The sequence below is a fragment of the Clostridium novyi NT genome, assembly GCF_000014125.1.
Lineage (GTDB): Bacteria > Bacillota > Clostridia > Clostridiales > Clostridiaceae > Clostridium_H > Clostridium_H novyi.
Genome location: NC_008593.1, coordinates 2,091,345 through 2,110,533, shown reverse-complemented (window position 1 = coordinate 2,110,533; position 19,189 = coordinate 2,091,345). Strand labels below are relative to the sequence as shown.

Below are 19,189 nucleotides of genomic sequence, written 5' to 3'. Positions count from 1 at the left end.
AAAAAAATGAAGAAGTTTATAAGTGCATTGGCGTGGATATTTGTTATTATAACAAGTCTATGTTTAGTGTTTACTATGCTTTCAACTTGTAAAATTTTAAATATAAGTTATTTCAACAATTACTATATGTTTCAAGGCAGTATAGTTATTACTATGATTTTATGGAGTATTAAACAAATTCCTATAAGAAATGACGGATGGACTAATTCAATCCTGTGTATGTTTATGGGTGTTGTAACTATGGTTTTTATGTTTATGAAGGTTTATTAAGTATAATAAAGGGACATATTCACAAATATTTGTTATATTTGTGAATATGTCCTTAATTTTTATAATTAATTGTGGATAAATATATAAAAATCATGTTTATTTGCATACAAGTATGTAGTAGAATTTTGAAAAAGATTGTGATAATCTAGAAGAATAGTATATATATCAAAGTTTATAGTATATTATCTATACATGGAGGGGTAAGTATGAATAACAAAATAAAAGTTGGAATAGTGGGCTATGGAAATCTTGGAAAAGGAGTAGAACTTGCATTAGCTCAAAATGAAGATTTTGAGTTAGAAGCTATATTTACAAGAAGAGATCCAAGTAAATTAAATGCAAATTCTAAAATGGTACATATATCAAATATTGAAGACTATAAAGGAAAAATTGATGTTATGATTCTTTGTGGAGGTTCTGCATTAGACCTTCCGAAGCAAGGGCCAAAAATAGTAGAGCATTTTAATACAGTAGATAGTTTTGATACTCATGCAAGAATTCCTAAATATTTTAAAAATGTGGATGAAGTAGCTAAAAAATCAGGAACAATAGGACTTATATCTATAGGATGGGATCCAGGTTTATTTTCTCTAAATCGTATATTATCAGAAGCTGTTCTTCCAAATGGTAAGGATTATACATTCTGGGGAACTGGAGTAAGCCAAGGTCATTCAGATGCTATAAGAAGAGTTGAAGGTGTTAAAAATGGAGTACAATACACAGTACCTGTGAAAAATGCAATAGAAAGAGCTCGTTCTGGGGAAAATCCTGAACTTGCTGTAAGTGAAAAACATAATCGTGTATGCTATGTAGTTCCAGAAGAAGGAGCAGACACTAAAAAGATAGAAGAAGAAATAAAGAATATGCCAAACTATTTTGCAGATTATGATACAGAAGTTCATTTTGTAACTGAAGATGTTTTAAAATCTCAACACTCAGGAATGCCACATGGTGGATTTGTTATAAGAACTGGAAATACATCAGATGGAAATAATCAAAGAATAGAATTTAGTTTAAAACTTAGTAGTAATCCTCAATTTACAGCAAGTGTTATAGTTGCTTATGCAAGAGCTGTATACAGACTTTCAAAAGAAGGTAAAAAAGGAGCTCATACAATATTTGATATTCCATTATCATATATATCACCTAAATCACCAGAAGAGTTAAGAGCGGAATTATTATAATAGATGTCCAGTAAAGCCCACAGGGGTTTTGCTGGATTTTTTTTTATAAAGGAATGATATAATATAAATGGCACTAAATAAAGAAAAGAAGGTGTAATTAATGATTTCAAGAGAAGATATAAAATATATAGCGAGACTTTCAAAGTTATCCTTTGATGAGAATGAGGAAGAAAAGATAATAGAACATTTAAACAAAGTATTAAAGGATATAGAAAAAATAAATGAATTAAAAACGGATGATGTAGAAATAACAGTTAATCCTTATTATATAGAAAATGAATATAGAGAAGATGAAATAGAAGAATCTCTTAAGTTAAAAAAGGTACTAGAAAATGCTCCAGAATCTAATAAAGAGTATATAGTTGTACCTAAAGTTATAGAGTAAAGGTGGTTATGAAAATATGGAGTTATTTAATAAAACAGCCCATGAACTTATAGATATGATTAAAAGTAAAGAGGTAAAGGTAGAAGAAGTTGTTAAAAGTTATATAGCTAGAACAGAGTGTATTGATGAAAAAATAGGAGCTTATTTATATTTATCAAAAGAATCCGCTTTAAAAGAAGCAAAGCTTTTAGATGAAAAAATACAAAGGGGAGAAAAGCTTAAAGGATTATGGGGAGTTCCAGTAGGAATTAAAGATAATATAAGTGTTAGTGGAATGCAAAATACATGTGCTTCTAAAATCCTTGAAAATTATATATCTCCCTATGATGCTACAGTAATATCAAGGTTAAAAGAAAACAATGGAATTATATTAGGAAAATTAAATATGGATGAGTTTGCTATGGGTTCATCCAATGAAAATAGTGCTTTTAAAATTGTTAGAAATCCATGGGACTTAGAAAGAATTCCAGGTGGTTCATCTGGAGGTTCCACAGCAGCGGTGGCATCAAGAGAAATTCCATTATCATTAGGAAGTGAAACAGGAGGATCCGTAAGGCAACCAGCAGCATTATGTGGAGTGGTGGGACTCAAACCAACTTACGGAAGAATATCAAGATATGGAGTTATATCATTTGCATCAACTCTTGATCAAGTAGGAACTATAGGAAGGGATGTTACAGATTGTGCTATTTTAACAGAAGTCATAAGTGGCTTTGATAAAAGAGATAGCACAAGTGCTAGGGTAGCTGTTCCAAATTATAAAGAGAGTTTAAAAAAGGATTTAACAGGCATAAGAATTGGATTGCCCAAAGAGTTTTTTAAAGAAGATTTAGATGAGAGTATTAGAAAGCAAATTGAAGATGCCATAAAAATTTTAGAGAAAAATGGAGCGGAAATAAAAATTTGTTCATTGCCTTTAGCGGAGTATTCTCTTTCAGCATACTATATAATTTCCACGGCGGAGGCTTCATCAAACCTTGCAAGAATAGATGGAATAAGATATGGAAGAAGAATAAATACATTAGACAAACATGAAGATATATATATTCAATCAAGAAATGAAGGATTTGGGGAAGAAGTAAAAAAAAGAATTATGTTAGGGACATATGTATTATCTAAAGGATGTTATGAAAAATATTATGAAAAAGCTTTAAAGGTTAGAACTTTAATAAAGGAAGATTTTAAAAGAGTATTAAAAGAAGTTGATGCTATAATAACTCCAACATCTAAAGTTACAGCATTTAAATTTGGAGAAAGAACAAAAGAAGTTTTATCAATGTATTCTTCAGATGAATATACAGTACCTGCCAGTATTGCTGGACTTCCTGCAATATCAATTCCGTGTGGATTTAGTAAGGGGTTACCTGTTGGATTTCAACTTATAGGAGATTATTTTAGAGAAGATATACTATTTAATATAGGATATAGTTATGAACAATCTACAGATTTTCATAAAATAATGGCTAAATTATAGGAAGAAAAGAGGGATAATATGAATTATGAAGCAATTATAGGTCTTGAAGTGCATTGCGAATTACTGACAAAAACTAAAGCTTTTTGTGGATGTAGTACAGAATTTGGAGCAAAACCTAATACTCATGTTTGTCCTATATGCTTAGGGCTTCCAGGAGCATTACCCAAGTTAAATAAAAAAGTAGTTGAATATGGAATGAAGGCGGGAATTGCTCTAAACTGCTCTATAAATAAGTTGTGCAGAATGGATAGAAAAAATTATTATTATGTAGATTGTCCTAAAAATTATCAAATTACTCAAAGTGAATATCCGCTATGTAAAGATGGATATATAGAAATTTCTTTAGAAAATGGAGAAGCCAAAAAAATATCAATAGAAAGAATCCACATAGAAGAAGATGCAGGAAAACTTATTCACAATTCACAGGGGACCTTTGTGGATTTTAATAGAGCTGGAGTTCCGCTAATTGAAATAGTATCCAATCCTGATATGAGAAATTCGAAAGAAGCTGTAGAGTATCTTATTCATCTTAGAAGTGTACTTAAAGCCATTGGCGTTTCTGATTGTAAAATGGAGGAAGGTTCTCTAAGATGTGATGCTAATATTTCAGTAAGGGAAAAAGGAAATAAGGAATTTGGAGTTAAATGTGAAATTAAAAATATGAATTCATTTAAGGCATTAGAAAAAGCCCTTAATTATGAATTTGAAAGACAAATAGAGGTATTAAAAAATGGGGGAAAGGTAATCCAAGAAACTAGAAGATGGGATGAGGAAAATAATAAAACTGTAGTTATGAGAAGTAAAGAAGATGCTAATGACTATAGATATTTCCCAGATGGAGATTTAGTTAGTATAAATATTTCAGATAATTGGATTGAAGAAATAAAAGAAAGTATTGGAGAGCTTCCTCATGAAAAAGAAAAAAGATTTATAGAACAATATGAGATTCCAAAATATGATACTAAAATTATAACATCAAGTTTAGAAATGGCAGAGTTTTTTGAAGAAGCAACTAAGATAAGTAAAAATGCAAAGGCGGTATCCAATTGGCTTATGGGAGACATATCAAGACTTTTAAATAAAAATAACATTAAAATAGAAGAAATTAAATTTTCGCCAAAGGATTTAGGAGAATTTATAAAACTTATAGATAAAAAAATAATATCTAATTCCATAGGAAAAGACCTTATAGAAGAAATGTTTCTAACAGGAAAATCACCAAAGGATATAGTAGAAGAAAAGGGATTAGTTCAAAATAATAATAAAGAAGAAATTTTAGAGATAGTAAAAAAGGTTTTACATGATAATCCCGAAAATGTTACTAGTTATAAAAATGGGAAAACTAAGCTTCTTGGATATTTTGTAGGTCAAGTTATGAAAATTACAAAAGGAAAAGCAAATCCTAAGATTGTAAATGAAATTATTCTAAAAGAATTAAATATGTAAAAAACAAGGAACAACCATTAAGAGTCTAGAATATTATATATTAGGCTCTTTTACAATTTTTATAAAAAATGATATAATATAGTAATAAATGGTATTGCGTATCATATAACATGGTTATAGGATGGTGAATTATATATGATTAAGAATATATTTAATAAAATATATTTTCAAAGGAAAAGTGAAGAAATTAGAAGAGGAAGAAGTAAATTAAGGAGAATGAAAATTGATTCTATCCTGAGAATTTTGGATAAAAATTGTAAAGTAAAAGGGGTAGAATATAATATTTTAGAAAAAGACTACAATAGTATTTTAGTTCATCTAAAGGGAAAATATAAAGAAAATTTATTTAAATATCACAGAATAGATATGGTCTTTAAGGAAGATTACGAAGAATTTTTAAATGCCATGAAAAATCAAGGAATAAATAAGGGTATATATATAACAACAGGAGTTTTTGAAGCTGGACTTCACAAGAGAGAAAATAGAACTTGGTTTTTTAAAAAAATTGTATTAGAAGATTATAGATATTTCTTTAAAAGACAACTAGGATTAAAGGGAAGAGTTTCAGATTTGTTTAAAAATAAGAAAATAAATTTTTATAAATATTTGCCCGATTAAAACAAAGTTTTGTTATTAAAAATTAACAAAACTTTGTTTATTTTTTTATATATGGTTAATAATTAAGATATATATCATTTAACAGAATGGATGGAAAATATGAAAAAAAAATTATATATATATTTAGTAGTTGTACTTTTATTTATTGGATTATTTATAGAAAAAGGATGTATAACTAAAAAAGTATATAATGAAAATGTGAGAGATTATTTAGTTTACAGTGTAAATTCTATGCCACAAGATTTATTGTTATTGGATGACAATAGTATACGTAAGAAAGATTTGCAAATAGCACTCTTTGATGGACTTGTATCAATGGATGAGAAAGGCAAAATAGTGCCTAGTCTTGCAAGTAGTTGGAGTGTATCTAAAGATAAATTAAGTTATACATTTAAAATAAGAGAAGATGCAAGGTGGAGCAATGGAGAAAAAATAGCACCACAAGATTTTGTGGAATTTTTTTCGAGAATTTTAAAAGAAAAAGATAATACATATGCACATGAGCTTCAATGCATTTTTGGGGTGAAAGAGTATTTAGAAGGCGAGAAAAGTTTTCAGCAAGTTGCTATAAATCCAGGAAAAGATAATACATTAGAAATTAGATTAAATTATCCATGTGATGATTTTATTAAAATATTAAGTAAACCTGTTTTTACATTAAAGCGAAATTTTTATAATTTAAAAAATTGGAGAAGTGAATATAAAAACATAGATTATTCCGGAGCTTTCTTTATAGAAAATATATATGATGATGGAGAAATAAGTTTAAAAAAGAATAATATGTATTGGGATGAAAAGAATGTAGTTAGTAATAGAATACATATAAAAGAAAGTAAAGTTATGGCTTCTACTTTGGCTCAATATAAATCAAATAGGGTAGATGTATTTTGTGATTATAATGTATTACAAAATGGAGATATAGAAGATGAAAAAAAATATACAAAACAACTAATAGGTGATGGAATAAGCTTAAATTTTAATTTAAACAAAGATAATTTTGTGAAAGATATTAAGTTTAGAAAAGCAATAAAATGTGCTGTAGATAAAGAGGAAATAAAAAAAGAACTAGGAGAAGTATTTAAGGAAACCTACGGTTATTTACCTAATTCCAGTTTAAATTCTACTAATAGAAGTTATAATATAAAAAGTGCAGAAGAACTTTTAAAGGATAGTAAATACAATGGAGAAGTAGTAAAGATTGTTTATGCAAATAATGAAGACAACAATAAAAAAGTCATAAATTCTATTGAAAAAAATTTAAAAAAAGCAAAAGTAAATGTAGATATTCAGGGATACTCTAAACAAGAATTAAAAAATATTATTGATAAAGGTAATTATGATATAGCTTTACTTAACTACAGTGGAGACTCTACAATGCCACTAACTTATTTAGAAAAGTGGATTAGTAATTCTAAACAAAATTTATTTGGATATAAGAATATAAATTTTGATAATTGTATCTTGAAGGCAAAAGTAAGTGAAAATAAATTAGAATCTCAAAAGAAATTTAATGAAGGAGAAAAAGTTATTTTAGAGGACATAGCTACAATTCCAATAGGAGTTTATAAATTTATTGTGTGCAGAAAAGAATATGTTGAAGGATTAGAGGTAAATAGTAGAGGAAATGTTATCTTAAAAAAAGCCTACATCTTGGATAAAAATAAAACTTCCCATTAACTTTGGGAAGTTTTATTTAGTAAATGTAGTATTAAGAAAAATAAATTAAAATTTTTCCTGCTATCAAATGTAGACTTACTAGCTTTAAATGTATTGCTACTTCTACTAAAGGTTACATTTTTAATAAACACAGGTGCAAGTTCAGCAAGTTCTGGTGTTTGAATATTTGCCATTTTAAAATATTGATCATCTAGCAAGTTTTCAGGTTTTGATTCGAAATTCTTATAATGTTCAACATCATCTAATGTTGGTATATCAGGCCAACTAAGAATTACTCCTGAATCTACAAGTTGATATTTAAAAATATTGCATATTATTTTTTTATCAATATCATTAGAAGATAAATTATATAATAAAGATATAAGATATAAAACTATTTCTTCAGAAGAGAATTTAATGTCTTTATCTTCACTTTCTTTAACGAATATACCTAAATCTTCATTATAGTATTCAAGAAGAGATTCTAAAAGCTTATCACTTATTTTCTTAAATTTAAACATATTTGTATGTTCAAACAACATTGCAGAGTTTAAGTACATAAGTGAAATATCAGTTATGCTATCTTTTAATAAAGTATTATATTCTTCATAAATTAAATCAAAAATATCCAAAAGTAGAGGTTTAACCTCCTCCATTTGGGAATAAGTATAAAATACATTTAGATTAAAGCAAAGGTTGCATTTTTCACTAAAAGAGATATTGTAAAGTTCATCTTTAAAGTCAAAGAACATTTTTAATATATCCAGTGAAAATGTCTTAAATGCATCTTTAATATCACCTTCTAAAAAAGTGGAGCATTTATAAAAACCATTCATTAGCAATGCTTGTTCGGAAAATCTAAATGGTTTATTTTTAGGTTTAAGTTGGATTTTCCCTGTTAGAGGATCAGTTGAATCTTTTTTATCTACAAATAGACCTGACTCGTCTCTCATGTGTGATACAAAAAATTCTAATTGATTTCTTGCTATTTCTGTATAAAGAATACTCATATTATATTTTTTTTCATCTATATTTTTAAAGGTTTTATAATAATCAACAAGTTCTAATAGGGATAAAGCCATATAGCCATTGCTGAATATATTAATATCTTTCTTTTGTTTGCCATCATCCCAACATAATTTATTGTTTTTATTTTTAAGTTTTGCACTGGATTTTTTATAAACACATAAAAGTGGAGAAATTGATTTCAATGTGTTAATATCAGTACGAGGTAGGTTTTTCAAATTAAGTTTTTTATGATCTATTACAATACCAAACTTTGAAGATAGAACAAGACTTTTAATAGATTCTTTAGATAAGTGAAATAGTTGGCTTTGTATTTGATCTATACTTAGTTTATTCATTCGTAGGAAAGGCCCTATATATCTTAACATATTTACACCACCATAAATTAATCCTTATAAAATAATATGAATAGATATACTAAATGATGATAGTTTTATTTTAATAAAGGGGAGAATTTTATGAAAACAGGTAAGCTTGAATGGAAAGATTTAAAAAGTATTATAAATGAAAATAGAGGAATAAAAAGAGAAGAAGTTAGGATAAGAAGTGGAATTGGAGAAGATTGTAGTGTGGTTGATTTTGGAGAAAATGAATGCGTACTATCTACAGATCCAATAACAGGAGCTATCTCTAATATAGGAAAATTAGCTGTGCATATAAATTGTAATGATGTAGCATCTAGTGGAGTTGAACCTTTAGGAATATTGGTTACTATATTAGCACCTCCAAGTTCAACTTTAGAAGATATTAAAAATATAATGAAAGAAATTAGTGAAGAAACTAAGGTGTTAAATGTGGAAATATTGGGTGGACATACTGAGGTTACTGATGCTGTAAATAAGATTATAGTATCATGTACTGTAATAGGAAAAACTAAAAGTGGAAAGGCGGTGTCTACTGGAGGTGCAAAGGAAAGTGATGATATAATAGTAACAAAACAACTTTGTCTTGAGGGAACTTCTATTTTAGTCAATGATTATTGTGAAAGAGCAAGAAAAGTTTTAACTGACAAAGAAATTAATGAAGCTAAAAGTTATATAAATTATATAAGTGTTATAAAGGAAGGAAAAATTTCAGGAGAGTTTGGAGTTAATTCTATGCATGACATAACTGAGGGGGGACTTCTAGGAGCATTGTGGGAAGTTTCAGAAGGAAGTGGGTTAGGTTTTAGAATATATAAGGATAAATTACCTATCACCAATATAACTCAAAAGCTATGTGATTTATTTAAGATAGATCCTTTAAAGTTTATATCTTCAGGAAGTATGCTTATAACATGTAGAAATGGACAAAAATTAGTTGAGAAATTAAAAGGAAATGGAATAAAGGCTTCTTTAGTGGGTAAAATCATAAAAGAAGGTAAGATATTAGTTGAAAATGAAAAAGAAATAAAAATTCATTCTGTTGAAAGAGATGAACTTTTTAAAATATAAAAACATAATTAACTTTAATTGGGGGAGTATTAATGAAGAAACTTATTGTAGCAAGTAATAATCAACATAAAATAGAAGAAATTAAAGAGATGTTAAAAGAATTTGATTTAGATGTAATTTCTCTAAAAGAAGTAGGCATTGATATAGATGTAGAAGAAAACGGAACAACATTTGCAGAAAATGCTCATATTAAAGCATATGAAATATTTAAAATAGTAAAAGACGCTATGGTACTTGCAGATGATTCAGGGCTTATGGTAGAGGTTTTAAATGGAGAACCAGGAGTTTATTCTGCAAGATATGCTGGAGAACATGGAAATGATAAAAAAAATAATGAAAAATTACTTTCTAAATTAAAAGAAGTTAAATTTGAAGATAGAAAAGCAAAATTTGTTTGTGCAATGGAACTTATTATTGATGAAGCTAGAACAATAACAGTACAAGGTGAGGTTAAAGGGTACATATTAGAAGAGCAAAGAGGGGAAAATGGATTTGGCTATGATCCTTTATTTTATGTGCCTGAATACAAGAAAACAACAGCGGAAATGACACCTAAAGAAAAAAATTCTATAAGTCATAGAGGAAAAGCTTTAAAAAATTTAAAAAAAGTATTGACGTATTATAAAATATAGTGTAGAATAATCCATGTCGTTAAGGCACAAAACATTTCCGAGAGAAAACAGGAAATGTTGCAACGGGGTATAGCGCAGATGGTAGCGCGCGTGGTTTGGGACCATGAGGCCGCGGGTTCAAGTCCTGCTACCCCGACCACTTTTAAGCGGGAGTGGCTCAGTGGTAGAGCGTCACCTTGCCAAGGTGAACGTCGCGAGTTCGAATCTCGTCTTCCGCTCCAAGTATGCGGGTATGGTTCAATGGTAGAACGTCAGCCTTCCAAGCTGAACACAGGGGTTCGATTCCCCTTACCCGCTCCAAAGTATGCGTCTTTAGCTCAGCTGGATAGAGCAACGCCCTTCTAAGGCGTGGGCCAGGAGTTCGAATCTCTTAAGACGCACCATAAAATGCGCCATTAGCTCAGATGGTAGAGCAACTGACTCTTAATCAGTGGGCCCTGGGTTCGAGTCCCCGATGGCGCACCATAAACATGGTGGACGTAGTTCAGTTGGTAGAGCGCCAGATTGTGATTCTGGTTGTCGAGGGTTCAAGTCCCTTCGTTCACCCCAGTATTGGGATATCGCCAAGCGGTAAGGCATAGCACTTTGACTGCTACATGCGTAGGTTCGAATCCTGCTATCCCAGCCATTTTGATTCACTAGCTCAGTCGGTAGAGCACATGACTTTTAATCATGTTGTCCGGGGTTCGATTCCCCGGTGGATCACCAATTTATTATTTAAACTTTATACGTGCAGGTGTGGCGGAATTGGCAGACGCACTAGACTTAGGATCTAGCGCCTTTGGCATGGGGGTTCGACTCCCTTCACCTGCACCATAAGCGGGAGTGGCTCAGTGGTAGAGCGTCACCTTGCCAAGGTGAACGTCGCGAGTTCGAATCTCGTCTTCCGCTCCAAATATGCGGGTATGGTTCAATGGTAGAACGTCAGCCTTCCAAGCTGAACACAGGGGTTCGATTCCCCTTACCCGCTCCAAAGTATGCGTCTTTAGCTCAGCTGGATAGAGCAACGCCCTTCTAAGGCGTGGGCCAGGAGTTCGAATCTCTTAAGACGCACCATAAAATGCGCCATTAGCTCAGATGGTAGAGCAACTGACTCTTAATCAGTGGGCCCTGGGTTCGAGTCCCCGATGGCGCACCATTTATGTAAAAAATCAATATAACTTATAACGGGGTATAGCGCAGATGGTAGCGCGCGTGGTTTGGGACCATGAGGCCGCGGGTTCAAGTCCTGCTACCCCGACCAAATACGCGGGTATGGTTCAATGGTAGAACGTCAGCCTTCCAAGCTGAACACAGGGGTTCAATTCCCCTTACCCGCTCCAATATGCGTCTTTAGCTCAGCTGGATAGAGCAACGCCCTTCTAAGGCGTGGGCCAGGAGTTCGAATCTCTTAAGACGCACCATAAATGGTGGACGTAGTTCAGTTGGTAGAGCGCCAGATTGTGATTCTGGTTGTCGAGGGTTCAAGTCCCTTCGTTCACCCCAGTATTGGGATATCGCCAAGCGGTAAGGCATAGCACTTTGACTGCTACATGCGTAGGTTCGAATCCTGCTATCCCAGCCATTTTGATTCACTAGCTCAGTCGGTAGAGCACATGACTTTTAATCATGTTGTCCGGGGTTCGATTCCCCGGTGGATCACCAATTTAAATAATTTAATATGTATTTTAAAATGCATTCTGTGCGGGTATGGTTCAATGGTAGAACGTCAGCCTTCCAAGCTGAACACAGGGGTTCGATTCCCCTTACCCGCTCCATTTTTATTTTTTGTTTTGTGCGCTTATAGCTCAGCTGGATAGAGTTACGGACTTCGAATCCGGAGGCCACAGGTTCGAATCCTGTTAGGCGCACCATAATACCTTCCTTCGTTACAGGAAGGTGTTTTTAATTATAGGGATAAATGGTCATGAAAAATAGATAAAATGTGTAGTTTAATAATTTTATTGAACAATTATTAAACAAATGTTATAATATCATGACCAAAATTATTAAAATTAAATATATGAGGTGGATAACAGATGAAAAAAACTAAAAAGATATCTTTAGCTGTAAAGATACTTTTGGCTTTAGGATTGGGAATATTATTTGGAGTAATTGCAAATATATTTTTCCCAAAGGAAATCAATGATAGCTTAAGTAAGTGGGTGCTATCTCCACTAGGTGAGATGTTTTTAAGATCAATAAAAATGTTAGTAGTACCGCTTGTTTTATGTTCTTTAATATGTGGTGTTGCTAGTATTGGAGATGTTAAAAAGTTAGGTAGAGTTGGAGTAAAGACCATAATATATTTTCTTTTCACTACAGCTTTTGCAATAGTTTTAGCGATGATAGTTGCAAACTTTATGAACCCTGGAATGGGGACAGGCATAAGTTTAGCTTCTCAAGCAACTTCAGCAGTTAAGACAAGTAAACCGCCATTTATAATGGATATGTTTGTAAACATGATTCCTACTAATCCAATAGATGCTATGGTAAAAGGAGATATGTTACAAATAATAGTATTTGCTATTTTATTTGGGGTATGTATTACATTAATAGGGGAAAAAGCAAAGCCTCTTTCTAATATAATATCTCAAATAAATGAAGTATTATTAAAAATGATCAATGTTATTATGCTTGCTGCACCAGTTGGTGTATTTGCATTAATATCAAAGGTTATTGTTTTCCAAGGTATAAATGCATTAATTCCATTACTAAAATATCTTATTACAGTTTCGGTAGCATTAGCACTTCAAATTATAATAGTGTATGCACCTTCACTTAAATTCTTAGGTGGAGTAAATCCGATAACTTTCTTAAAGAAATTTTGGCCGGTTATGTTAGTTGCATTTAGTACATCTAGTAGTAATGCATCTATTCCAATGAGTTTAAAAACTTGTGAAGAAAAGATGGGTGCATCAAAAGGAATTGCAAGTTTTACAATTCCATTAGGTGCTACAGTTAATATGGATGGTACTTCTATAATGCAAGGGGTAGGAACTATATTCATAGCTCAATTAGTTGGAGTTAATCTATCAATGCATCAAATGCTAATGGTAGTTTTAACAGCTACACTAGCATCTATAGGAACAGCTGGAGTGCCAGGAGCAGGAGTAGTAATGTTATCTATGGTGCTTGAACAAGTTGGACTTCCACTTGAAGGAATAGCCCTAGTATTAAGTGTAGATAGAATAGTAGATATGCTAAGAACTGTAGTTAATGTTACAGGAAATGCAGCAACTACAATAATAATGAGTAATTCAGAAAAAGAATTGGATTTAGAAGTTTATAATAGTAAATAAATTAAATATAAAAAATTCTAGGTATAATTTTAAATTTATCTAGAATTTTTTATTTGACTCTTGCTTTTTGTAGAAATTTGAATTATCATATTTAATATAAATCAATGTATCGAATGATTTTTATAAAAAATTAAATAATGTTCGTAAATTCGTATATGATCGAAAATATGGTTCGATTGTTTCTACCAAATGGCCTTAAACTATTTGACTACGGGTGTTTATATTCATGTATTATTATATTGAATTTATCATATGTATATAGTAGTATTTTTTACATATGTTCTTATAATATAATAGTATATGATTAGAAAGATTATAAGCTCCCTTGTTAAATAAAGGGAGTTTTTTTATTTACTAATAAAGAATAGGAGAAGGTATATTATATGGAATTATTAAAAAAAAGAATTTTAGAAGATGGGAATGTATTTGGAGAAGATGTATTAAAGGTAGATAGCTTTTTAAATCATCAGATAGATGTCAAGTTATTAAATGAAATAGGGAAAGAGTTTAAGAGAAGATTTGAAAATAAGGAGATAACAAAAATACTTACAATAGAAGCATCTGGAATAGGAATAGCGTGTATAGCAGCTCAATATTTTAATGTTCCTGTTGTATTTGCAAAAAAACATCAAGGAAGTAATATGGACGAGAATACTTATGAATCAGAAGTTTTTTCTTTTACAAAAAATAAATCTTATAAGGTTAGGGTATCTAAAAAATATATAAATACTGAAGATAAAGTTTTAATTATAGATGATTTTTTAGCTAATGGAAATGCAGCTTGTGGTCTTATAGACATAGTAAGAGAAGCAAACGGAGAGGTACAAGGTGTGGGTATTGTAATAGAAAAAGGATTCCAAAATGGACGAAAAACTATAGAGAATAAAGGTGTAACTGTAGAATCTTTAGCTATAGTGGAATCCATGAAAAATGGTAAGGTTATTTTTAAAAATTAATATAAATTTAATTTCATAAGGGGGATATGTTAATGAAAAAGATAACTTCAATATTATTGATTTTAGTTTTTACTATAGGAACATTATTAACTGGATGTGGAAATAGTAAAGCAACCAATAGTGATGAAAATAAGGGAAAAAAATTAAGTTATGAAGACATTAAAGTTGGATTTTTGTATGTTGGACCAGTGGGTGATGGTGGTTGGACATATTCTCATGATCAAGGAAGAAAGTATTTAGAAAAAGAACTTGGAATAAAGCCATCCGTAATTCAGGAATCAGTAAAAGAAGATGATGCTGAAGTTCAAAACACAGTTGAAAGTATGATTGATCAAGGATGTAATGTAATAATTGGAACAAGCTTTGGTTTTCTTAATGGAATGTTAAAATCATCCAAAGATCATCCAGAAGTTAAATTTATGCATTGTTCAGGAAATAAAGTGGCTGACAACTTATCAAATTATTTTGGAAGAATATATGAAGCAAGATATCTATCAGGTATAGTTGCAGGAATGAAGACTAAAAGCAATGTAATTGGGTATGTAGCAGCACACGAAATGCCAGAAGTAGTTAGAGGAATAAATGCTTTTACATTAGGAGTTAGATCTGTAAATCCTAAGGCTGTAGTAAAAGTTAAGTGGACTAACACTTGGTATGATCCTGCAAAAGAAAAAGAAGCAGGCAAAGCACTATTAGATGAAGGTGCAGATGTAATTACTCAACATCAAGATACAGCAGGACCTCAACAAGCAGCAGAAGAAAAAGGTGCATTTTCAATAGGATATAACACTGATATGGAAAGTAAAGCACCAAAAGCATATATGACAGCTCCTGTGTGGAACTGGGGACCATTCTATGTAAAACAAATAAAATCTATTGTAGATGGTACATGGAAAAATGATAGCTATTGGGGAGGACTTAAAGATGGAATAGTTGATCTTTCACCTCTTACAAAAAATGCACCTAAGGAAGCAGAAGAAAAAGTAAAACAAGTTAAAGAAGAAATAATTTCAGGAAAGAACAAGATATTTGAAGGTCCTATTAAGGATAATAAAGGTGCAGAGAAGATTTCCAAAGGAAAAGTTATGACAGATCAAGAGTTATTACAATTTGATTGGTTTGTAGAAGGAGTTCAAAATGGAGCAAAATAAAATTCCATATATAAAAATGAACAATATAACTAAAAGATTTGGAAAAGTTATAGCTAATAATAATATAAATTTAGAAGTTTACGGTGGAGAAGTTCATGCTCTTTTAGGGGAAAATGGAGCAGGAAAAAGTACATTAATGAACATGCTATCAGGGGTATATACCCCTGATGGTGGTTCAATACTAGTACATGGAAAAGAGGTTAAATTTGCATCACCAAAAGATGCTATAGATTCAGGAATAGGAATGATTTATCAGCATTTTAAGTTAGTTGATAATATGACAGCTGTTGAAAATATAATATTTGGACAAAAGGGGAAGTTGTTCTTAAATAAAAAGAAAAATATTCAGAAGATACAGAATATAATAGACAAATTTAATTTGGAAGTTGAACTTAATAAAAGTGTTTATGAAATGTCTGTTGGCGAAAAGCAGAATTTAGAAATATTAAAAGTATTATATAGGGGAGCTAACATATTAATACTAGATGAACCTACAGCGGTTTTTACTCCTCAAGAAAGTGAAAAACTTTTTAAAATAATTGATAAGATGAAAAGTGAAGGGTGCGCTGTTATTTTTATAACTCATAAAATGGATGAGGTTATGAAAATGGCAGATAGGATAACTATTTTGAGAAAAGGCGAAACAATAAAAACAGTAAATAAAAAAGATAGTAATCCAAAAGAATTAACGGAACTTATGGTTGGACGTTCAGTAGAATTATCAATAAAAACAGTTCCATTTAAAAAGGAAAACAAACTTTTAGAGGTAAAAAATCTAAAGGTATTAAATGAAGATAAATTAGAAATTATAAAGAATATTAATTTTGATGTGTTTAAAGGAGAAATTTTGGGGATTGCTGGAGTAGCAGGTAGTGGACAAAAAGAACTATGTGAAGCTATAGCTGGTATTCACAAAATAAAAGATGGGGAGATAATTTTTGAAGGTGAAAATATAGAAGGGCAAAACCCAAGAGACATAATAACAAAGGGTATAAGCATGAGTTTTATACCAGAGGATAGACTGGGAATGGGACTTGTTGCTTCTATGGATATGGTAGACAACATATTACTTAAAAATTATCAAAGCCAAAAGGGTATGTTTATAAAAAGAAAACCAATTGAAGCAAAAGCTAAAGAAATGGTATCAACATTAGAAATAAAAACTCCTAGTATAAATTACCCAATAAGATATTTGTCTGGCGGAAATATTCAAAAAATATTACTTGGAAGAGAGCTTAGTTTAAATCCTAAACTTCTTATAATGGCCTATCCTGTAAGGGGATTAGATGTTAATACATGCTATACAATATATGAACTTATAAATGAAGAAAAGAAAAAAGGAAGTTCAATAATTTATATAGGAGAAGATTTAGATGTATTAATGGAACTGTGCGATAGAGTTATGGTTATGTACAATGGGGAGATTACAGGAATTCTTAATGCTAAAAATACATCAAGAGAAGAAATAGGAATGCTTATGGTAGGTAAAAAATTAGAGGAGGAGGCTTTAGATGCTTAAAATTGTAAAGAAAAGTGAAATTAGTAGAAGTGAAAGTATAAGAATAAGAATTTTAGCTATTATTTTGGCACTTGTCTTAGTTGGAATTTTTATATCTGTGTTAGGACTTAATCCTATAAATGTTTATTCATCTATGATGAAAGGCTCTATTGGCTCTGAATATAAAATAAAACAAACAATAATAAAAGCAATTCCACTTATAATATCTTCTCTTGGAATAGCTGTAGCTTTTAAAATGAAGTTTTGGAACATTGGTGGAGAAGGACAAATTATTATGGGTGCATTTTTAGCATCATTTGTAGCCTTGCATTTTTCAAATTTACCACAGATAGTGTTACTTAGTGCTATGGCTATTGCTGGAGTTATAGGAGGGGGACTTTGGGCGTTTATACCTGCGTATTTTAAATCAAAGTTTGGTACAAATGAAACAATAACAACTTTGATGATGAATTATATAGCAATAAGTTTTGTCACATATCTTCAATATGACTTGTGGAAAGATCCCAGTGAAATGGGATTTCCTAAAATAAAAAACTTTACTGATAATGCAATACTTCCAAAGGTTTTAGGAATTCATGCAGGATGGATTATTGCAATAATTCTTGTGATTTTAATGTATATATTTATGGAATATACTAAAAAAGGATATGAAATAAGTGTCCTTGGAGAAAGCGAAAAAACAGCTAAGTATGCTGGAATTAACATAAAAAAGACAATACTTGGTGCTATATTTTTAAGTGGTGGACTTTGTGGACTTGTAGGAATGATACAAGCATCGGCTATAAATAACACATTGTCAGTAGAAGTTGCAGGGGGAGTTGGATATACGGCAATAATTGTAACATGGCTTGCATCTTTAAGTGCTCCTTTAATTTTATTAGTTTCAATATTGTTCGCAGCTTTGCTTCAAGGTGGAGCTTATATACAAACTGCATTTGGAATTCCAGATGCTGCGGCACTTGTTATACAAGGAACAATATTATTCTTTGTTTTAGGAAGTGAATTCTTTACTAAATATAAAGTACAATTTTCAAATAATAAAAAAGTTAATGAGAAGAAAAATAAACAAGTGGCGAAGGAGGTTTAAATATGGATTTAATGATATCATTTTTAAATGCGGCTGTAGTTGCAGGAACTCCTTTACTACTAGCTACACTTGGAGAAATATTAACTGAGAAGGTTGGAAATTTAAACTTAGGTGTAGAAGGCATGATGCTTATGGGCGCAGTTATGGGTTTTGCAGTAAGTATAAAAACTCAAAGTCCAGTTTTATCAATTATTGCAGGTGCCTTAGCTGGAACAATTGGAGCTTTAATATATGCATTTTTAACAGTAGGACTTAAAGCTAATCAAGTAGTTTCAGGACTTACATTAAGTATATTCGGAACTGGATTTTCAAGTTTAGTTGGAAAAGGGCTAAATTTAATTGGACAAAAAACACCTGAAGCTGTAAAAGGATTTTTTCATATATATCCTATACCTATTTTAAGCAAAATACCGTTTATAGGACCTATATTATTTAATCATGACATATTCGTTTATATATCTTATGTACTTGCTATAATTCTTGGAATATACATTTACAATACTAGAATAGGATTAAATTTAAGAGCTGTTGGAGAAAACCCAGCCTGTGCAGATGCATCAAGTATAAGTGTAAGTCTATATAAATATGTAAATATTCTTATAGGTGGAGCATTATGTGGGCTTGGTGGAGCATACCTTTCACTTGTATACATTCCTTCATGGCAGGAAAATGTAACAGCAGGTAGAGGATGGATTGCTGTAGCTTTAGTAATTTTTGCAGCATGGAATCCATATAAAGCTATAATAGGATCTTACCTTTTTGGAGGGCTTGGTATAGTGGCCTTTAGATTTGAAATATTAACAGCCCATGTATCACAATACTTAATAGACATGCTTCCTTATGTGGTAACTGTAATTATACTTGTTGCATTATCAATTAGAAGTAATAAAAAGAATGCACCGCCAAACTGGCTTGGAAATGCATATTATAGAGAAGAAAGATAGAAATGTACTCGTGAAAATATTATGTTTTCATGAGTACATTTCTTATTATAGTAAAAACAAATAATTTATTTAGATATTATTGCAATAAGTAACCTTATTATGTAATTATATATATTGTGGGAATATA

The 19,189-nt window shown here is 30.8% G+C and carries 16 protein-coding genes, 21 tRNA genes and 1 riboswitch; of the genes, 36 read left to right on the top strand and 1 reads right to left on the bottom strand.

Annotated features, from left to right (window positions below; all coding sequences use genetic code 11):
- The first annotated feature begins 6 nt into the window (after window positions 1-6).
- The 7 genes from NT01CX_RS09805 (at window position 7) to NT01CX_RS09775 (ending at window position 7,054) form a co-directional block, all read left to right on the top strand.
- Window positions 7-270 carry a hypothetical protein gene (locus tag NT01CX_RS09805; RefSeq protein ID WP_039226344.1) on the top strand — a complete coding sequence of 88 codons (264 nt, stop codon included), beginning with the start codon at window positions 7-9 and terminating at the stop codon, window positions 268-270.
- Between the two features lie 206 nt (window positions 271-476).
- Window positions 477-1,454 (top strand): diaminopimelate dehydrogenase, encoded by a 978-nt coding sequence (locus tag NT01CX_RS09800; protein WP_011722888.1) that lies wholly within the window; start codon window positions 477-479, stop codon window positions 1,452-1,454.
- Between the two features lie 100 nt (window positions 1,455-1,554).
- Window positions 1,555-1,839, top strand: coding sequence for an Asp-tRNA(Asn)/Glu-tRNA(Gln) amidotransferase subunit GatC (gatC, locus tag NT01CX_RS09795; RefSeq protein WP_011722887.1), 285 nt, complete (start codon window positions 1,555-1,557; stop codon window positions 1,837-1,839).
- 16 nt (window positions 1,840-1,855) lie between these two features.
- The gene (gene gatA / locus NT01CX_RS09790) at window positions 1,856-3,313 is read left to right on the top strand and encodes an Asp-tRNA(Asn)/Glu-tRNA(Gln) amidotransferase subunit GatA (protein WP_011722886.1); all 1,458 of its coding nucleotides are present in this window, start codon (window positions 1,856-1,858) and stop codon (window positions 3,311-3,313) included.
- A gap of 18 nt (window positions 3,314-3,331) precedes the next feature.
- Window positions 3,332-4,759: an Asp-tRNA(Asn)/Glu-tRNA(Gln) amidotransferase subunit GatB gene (gatB, locus tag NT01CX_RS09785; RefSeq protein WP_011722885.1), complete on the top strand. Its 1,428-nt coding sequence runs from the start codon at window positions 3,332-3,334 to the stop codon at window positions 4,757-4,759.
- Window positions 4,760-4,894: 135 nt separating this feature from the next.
- Window positions 4,895-5,377: a hypothetical protein gene (locus tag NT01CX_RS09780; protein ID WP_039226334.1), complete on the top strand. Its 483-nt coding sequence runs from the start codon at window positions 4,895-4,897 to the stop codon at window positions 5,375-5,377.
- Between the two features lie 99 nt (window positions 5,378-5,476).
- Complete coding sequence (locus NT01CX_RS09775; protein WP_011722883.1) at window positions 5,477-7,054, top strand: peptide ABC transporter substrate-binding protein; 1,578 nt, start codon at window positions 5,477-5,479, stop codon at window positions 7,052-7,054.
- On the opposite strand, the gene NT01CX_RS09770 is transcribed toward NT01CX_RS09775, so the two are convergent.
- The gene (locus NT01CX_RS09770; RefSeq protein WP_242648487.1) at window positions 7,051-8,397 is read right to left on the bottom strand and encodes a hypothetical protein; all 1,347 of its coding nucleotides are present in this window, start codon (window positions 8,395-8,397) and stop codon (window positions 7,051-7,053) included. The two genes, NT01CX_RS09775 and NT01CX_RS09770, sit on opposite strands and share 4 nt — an antisense overlap.
- 120 nt (window positions 8,398-8,517) lie before the next feature.
- On the opposite strand from NT01CX_RS09770, the gene NT01CX_RS09765 reads away from it, so the two are divergent.
- The 29 genes from NT01CX_RS09765 to NT01CX_RS09625 all read left to right on the top strand — a co-directional run bounded on the left by NT01CX_RS09765 (window position 8,518) and on the right by NT01CX_RS09625 (window position 19,062).
- On the top strand, window positions 8,518-9,492 hold the full coding sequence (locus NT01CX_RS09765; RefSeq protein WP_011722881.1) for an AIR synthase family protein: 975 nt from the start codon (window positions 8,518-8,520) through the stop codon (window positions 9,490-9,492).
- Window positions 9,493-9,524: 32 nt separating this feature from the next.
- Complete coding sequence (locus NT01CX_RS09760) at window positions 9,525-10,124, top strand: XTP/dITP diphosphatase (RefSeq protein ID WP_011722880.1); 600 nt, start codon at window positions 9,525-9,527, stop codon at window positions 10,122-10,124.
- A 63-nt stretch (window positions 10,125-10,187) separates the two neighbouring features.
- A tRNA-Pro gene (locus tag NT01CX_RS09755) sits at window positions 10,188-10,263 on the top strand.
- Between the two features lie 7 nt (window positions 10,264-10,270).
- Window positions 10,271-10,345, top strand: a tRNA-Gly gene (locus NT01CX_RS09750).
- 5 nt (window positions 10,346-10,350) lie between these two features.
- Window positions 10,351-10,424 (top strand) — tRNA-Gly (locus tag NT01CX_RS09745).
- A gap of 6 nt (window positions 10,425-10,430) precedes the next feature.
- Window positions 10,431-10,507, top strand: a tRNA-Arg gene (locus tag NT01CX_RS09740).
- 6 nt (window positions 10,508-10,513) lie between these two features.
- Window positions 10,514-10,589, top strand: a tRNA-Lys gene (locus tag NT01CX_RS09735).
- Window positions 10,590-10,597: 8 nt separating this feature from the next.
- Window positions 10,598-10,673, top strand: a tRNA-His gene (locus NT01CX_RS09730).
- A 4-nt stretch (window positions 10,674-10,677) separates the two neighbouring features.
- A tRNA-Gln gene (locus tag NT01CX_RS09725) sits at window positions 10,678-10,752 on the top strand.
- Window positions 10,753-10,756: 4 nt separating this feature from the next.
- Window positions 10,757-10,832 (top strand) — tRNA-Lys (locus NT01CX_RS09720).
- A 24-nt stretch (window positions 10,833-10,856) separates the two neighbouring features.
- Window positions 10,857-10,940: transfer RNA gene (locus NT01CX_RS09715), tRNA-Leu, on the top strand.
- A gap of 3 nt (window positions 10,941-10,943) precedes the next feature.
- Window positions 10,944-11,018: transfer RNA gene (locus tag NT01CX_RS09710), tRNA-Gly, on the top strand.
- Between the two features lie 5 nt (window positions 11,019-11,023).
- A tRNA-Gly gene (locus tag NT01CX_RS09705) sits at window positions 11,024-11,097 on the top strand.
- Window positions 11,098-11,103: 6 nt separating this feature from the next.
- Window positions 11,104-11,180, top strand: a tRNA-Arg gene (locus NT01CX_RS09700).
- 6 nt (window positions 11,181-11,186) lie between these two features.
- A tRNA-Lys gene (locus NT01CX_RS09695) sits at window positions 11,187-11,262 on the top strand.
- A 29-nt stretch (window positions 11,263-11,291) separates the two neighbouring features.
- Window positions 11,292-11,367: transfer RNA gene (locus NT01CX_RS09690), tRNA-Pro, on the top strand.
- A gap of 5 nt (window positions 11,368-11,372) precedes the next feature.
- A tRNA-Gly gene (locus tag NT01CX_RS09685) sits at window positions 11,373-11,446 on the top strand.
- A 4-nt stretch (window positions 11,447-11,450) separates the two neighbouring features.
- Window positions 11,451-11,527 (top strand) — tRNA-Arg (locus tag NT01CX_RS09680).
- A gap of 6 nt (window positions 11,528-11,533) precedes the next feature.
- Window positions 11,534-11,609: transfer RNA gene (locus NT01CX_RS09675), tRNA-His, on the top strand.
- 4 nt (window positions 11,610-11,613) lie between these two features.
- Window positions 11,614-11,688, top strand: a tRNA-Gln gene (locus NT01CX_RS09670).
- A 4-nt stretch (window positions 11,689-11,692) separates the two neighbouring features.
- Window positions 11,693-11,768 (top strand) — tRNA-Lys (locus NT01CX_RS09665).
- 39 nt (window positions 11,769-11,807) lie between these two features.
- A tRNA-Gly gene (locus NT01CX_RS09660) sits at window positions 11,808-11,881 on the top strand.
- A gap of 19 nt (window positions 11,882-11,900) precedes the next feature.
- Window positions 11,901-11,977 (top strand) — tRNA-Arg (locus tag NT01CX_RS09655).
- Between the two features lie 165 nt (window positions 11,978-12,142).
- Entirely contained in the window at window positions 12,143-13,405 is a 1,263-nt protein-coding gene (locus NT01CX_RS09650) for a dicarboxylate/amino acid:cation symporter (RefSeq protein WP_011722879.1), read from the top strand.
- A gap of 129 nt (window positions 13,406-13,534) precedes the next feature.
- Window positions 13,535-13,636: riboswitch (purine riboswitch) on the top strand.
- A gap of 152 nt (window positions 13,637-13,788) precedes the next feature.
- Window positions 13,789-14,361 carry a xanthine phosphoribosyltransferase gene (locus NT01CX_RS09645; protein ID WP_011722878.1) on the top strand — a complete coding sequence of 191 codons (573 nt, stop codon included), beginning with the start codon at window positions 13,789-13,791 and terminating at the stop codon, window positions 14,359-14,361.
- 32 nt (window positions 14,362-14,393) lie between these two features.
- Window positions 14,394-15,512 carry a BMP family ABC transporter substrate-binding protein gene (locus NT01CX_RS09640; RefSeq protein ID WP_011722877.1) on the top strand — a complete coding sequence of 373 codons (1,119 nt, stop codon included), beginning with the start codon at window positions 14,394-14,396 and terminating at the stop codon, window positions 15,510-15,512.
- Window positions 15,499-17,031 carry an ABC transporter ATP-binding protein gene (locus tag NT01CX_RS09635; protein WP_011722876.1) on the top strand — a complete coding sequence of 511 codons (1,533 nt, stop codon included), beginning with the start codon at window positions 15,499-15,501 and terminating at the stop codon, window positions 17,029-17,031. The genes NT01CX_RS09640 and NT01CX_RS09635 overlap by 14 nt, the downstream gene beginning before the upstream one ends.
- Entirely contained in the window at window positions 17,024-18,118 is a 1,095-nt protein-coding gene (locus tag NT01CX_RS09630) for an ABC transporter permease (RefSeq protein ID WP_011722875.1), read from the top strand. The genes NT01CX_RS09635 and NT01CX_RS09630 overlap by 8 nt, the downstream gene beginning before the upstream one ends.
- Before the next feature lie 2 nt (window positions 18,119-18,120).
- On the top strand, window positions 18,121-19,062 hold the full coding sequence (locus tag NT01CX_RS09625; protein WP_011722874.1) for an ABC transporter permease: 942 nt from the start codon (window positions 18,121-18,123) through the stop codon (window positions 19,060-19,062).
- Window positions 19,063-19,189: the final 127 nt, after the last annotated feature.

Excerpts from the sequence above, each read along its gene's own strand:
- NT01CX_RS09645 (WP_011722878.1), top strand. The coding sequence starts at position 13,789 with ATGGAATTATTAAAAAAAAGAATTTTAGAAGATGGGAATGTATTTGGA.
- NT01CX_RS09760 (WP_011722880.1), top strand. The coding sequence starts at position 9,525 with ATGAAGAAACTTATTGTAGCAAGTAATAATCAACATAAAATAGAAGAA.
- NT01CX_RS09805 (WP_039226344.1), top strand. The coding sequence starts at position 7 with ATGAAGAAGTTTATAAGTGCATTGGCGTGGATATTTGTTATTATAACA.
- NT01CX_RS09775 (WP_011722883.1), top strand. The coding sequence starts at position 5,477 with ATGAAAAAAAAATTATATATATATTTAGTAGTTGTACTTTTATTTATT.
- NT01CX_RS09765 (WP_011722881.1), top strand. The coding sequence starts at position 8,518 with ATGAAAACAGGTAAGCTTGAATGGAAAGATTTAAAAAGTATTATAAAT.
- NT01CX_RS09625 (WP_011722874.1), top strand. The coding sequence starts at position 18,121 with ATGGATTTAATGATATCATTTTTAAATGCGGCTGTAGTTGCAGGAACT.
- NT01CX_RS09630 (WP_011722875.1), top strand. The coding sequence starts at position 17,024 with ATGCTTAAAATTGTAAAGAAAAGTGAAATTAGTAGAAGTGAAAGTATA.
- gatC (WP_011722887.1), top strand. The coding sequence starts at position 1,555 with ATGATTTCAAGAGAAGATATAAAATATATAGCGAGACTTTCAAAGTTA.
- gatB (WP_011722885.1), top strand. The coding sequence starts at position 3,332 with ATGAATTATGAAGCAATTATAGGTCTTGAAGTGCATTGCGAATTACTG.
- gatA (WP_011722886.1), top strand. The coding sequence starts at position 1,856 with ATGGAGTTATTTAATAAAACAGCCCATGAACTTATAGATATGATTAAA.
- NT01CX_RS09640 (WP_011722877.1), top strand. The coding sequence starts at position 14,394 with ATGAAAAAGATAACTTCAATATTATTGATTTTAGTTTTTACTATAGGA.
- NT01CX_RS09770 (WP_242648487.1), bottom strand. The coding sequence starts at position 8,397 with ATGAATAAACTAAGTATAGATCAAATACAAAGCCAACTATTTCACTTA.
- NT01CX_RS09635 (WP_011722876.1), top strand. The coding sequence starts at position 15,499 with ATGGAGCAAAATAAAATTCCATATATAAAAATGAACAATATAACTAAA.
- NT01CX_RS09780 (WP_039226334.1), top strand. The coding sequence starts at position 4,895 with ATGATTAAGAATATATTTAATAAAATATATTTTCAAAGGAAAAGTGAA.
- NT01CX_RS09800 (WP_011722888.1), top strand. The coding sequence starts at position 477 with ATGAATAACAAAATAAAAGTTGGAATAGTGGGCTATGGAAATCTTGGA.
- NT01CX_RS09650 (WP_011722879.1), top strand. The coding sequence starts at position 12,143 with ATGAAAAAAACTAAAAAGATATCTTTAGCTGTAAAGATACTTTTGGCT.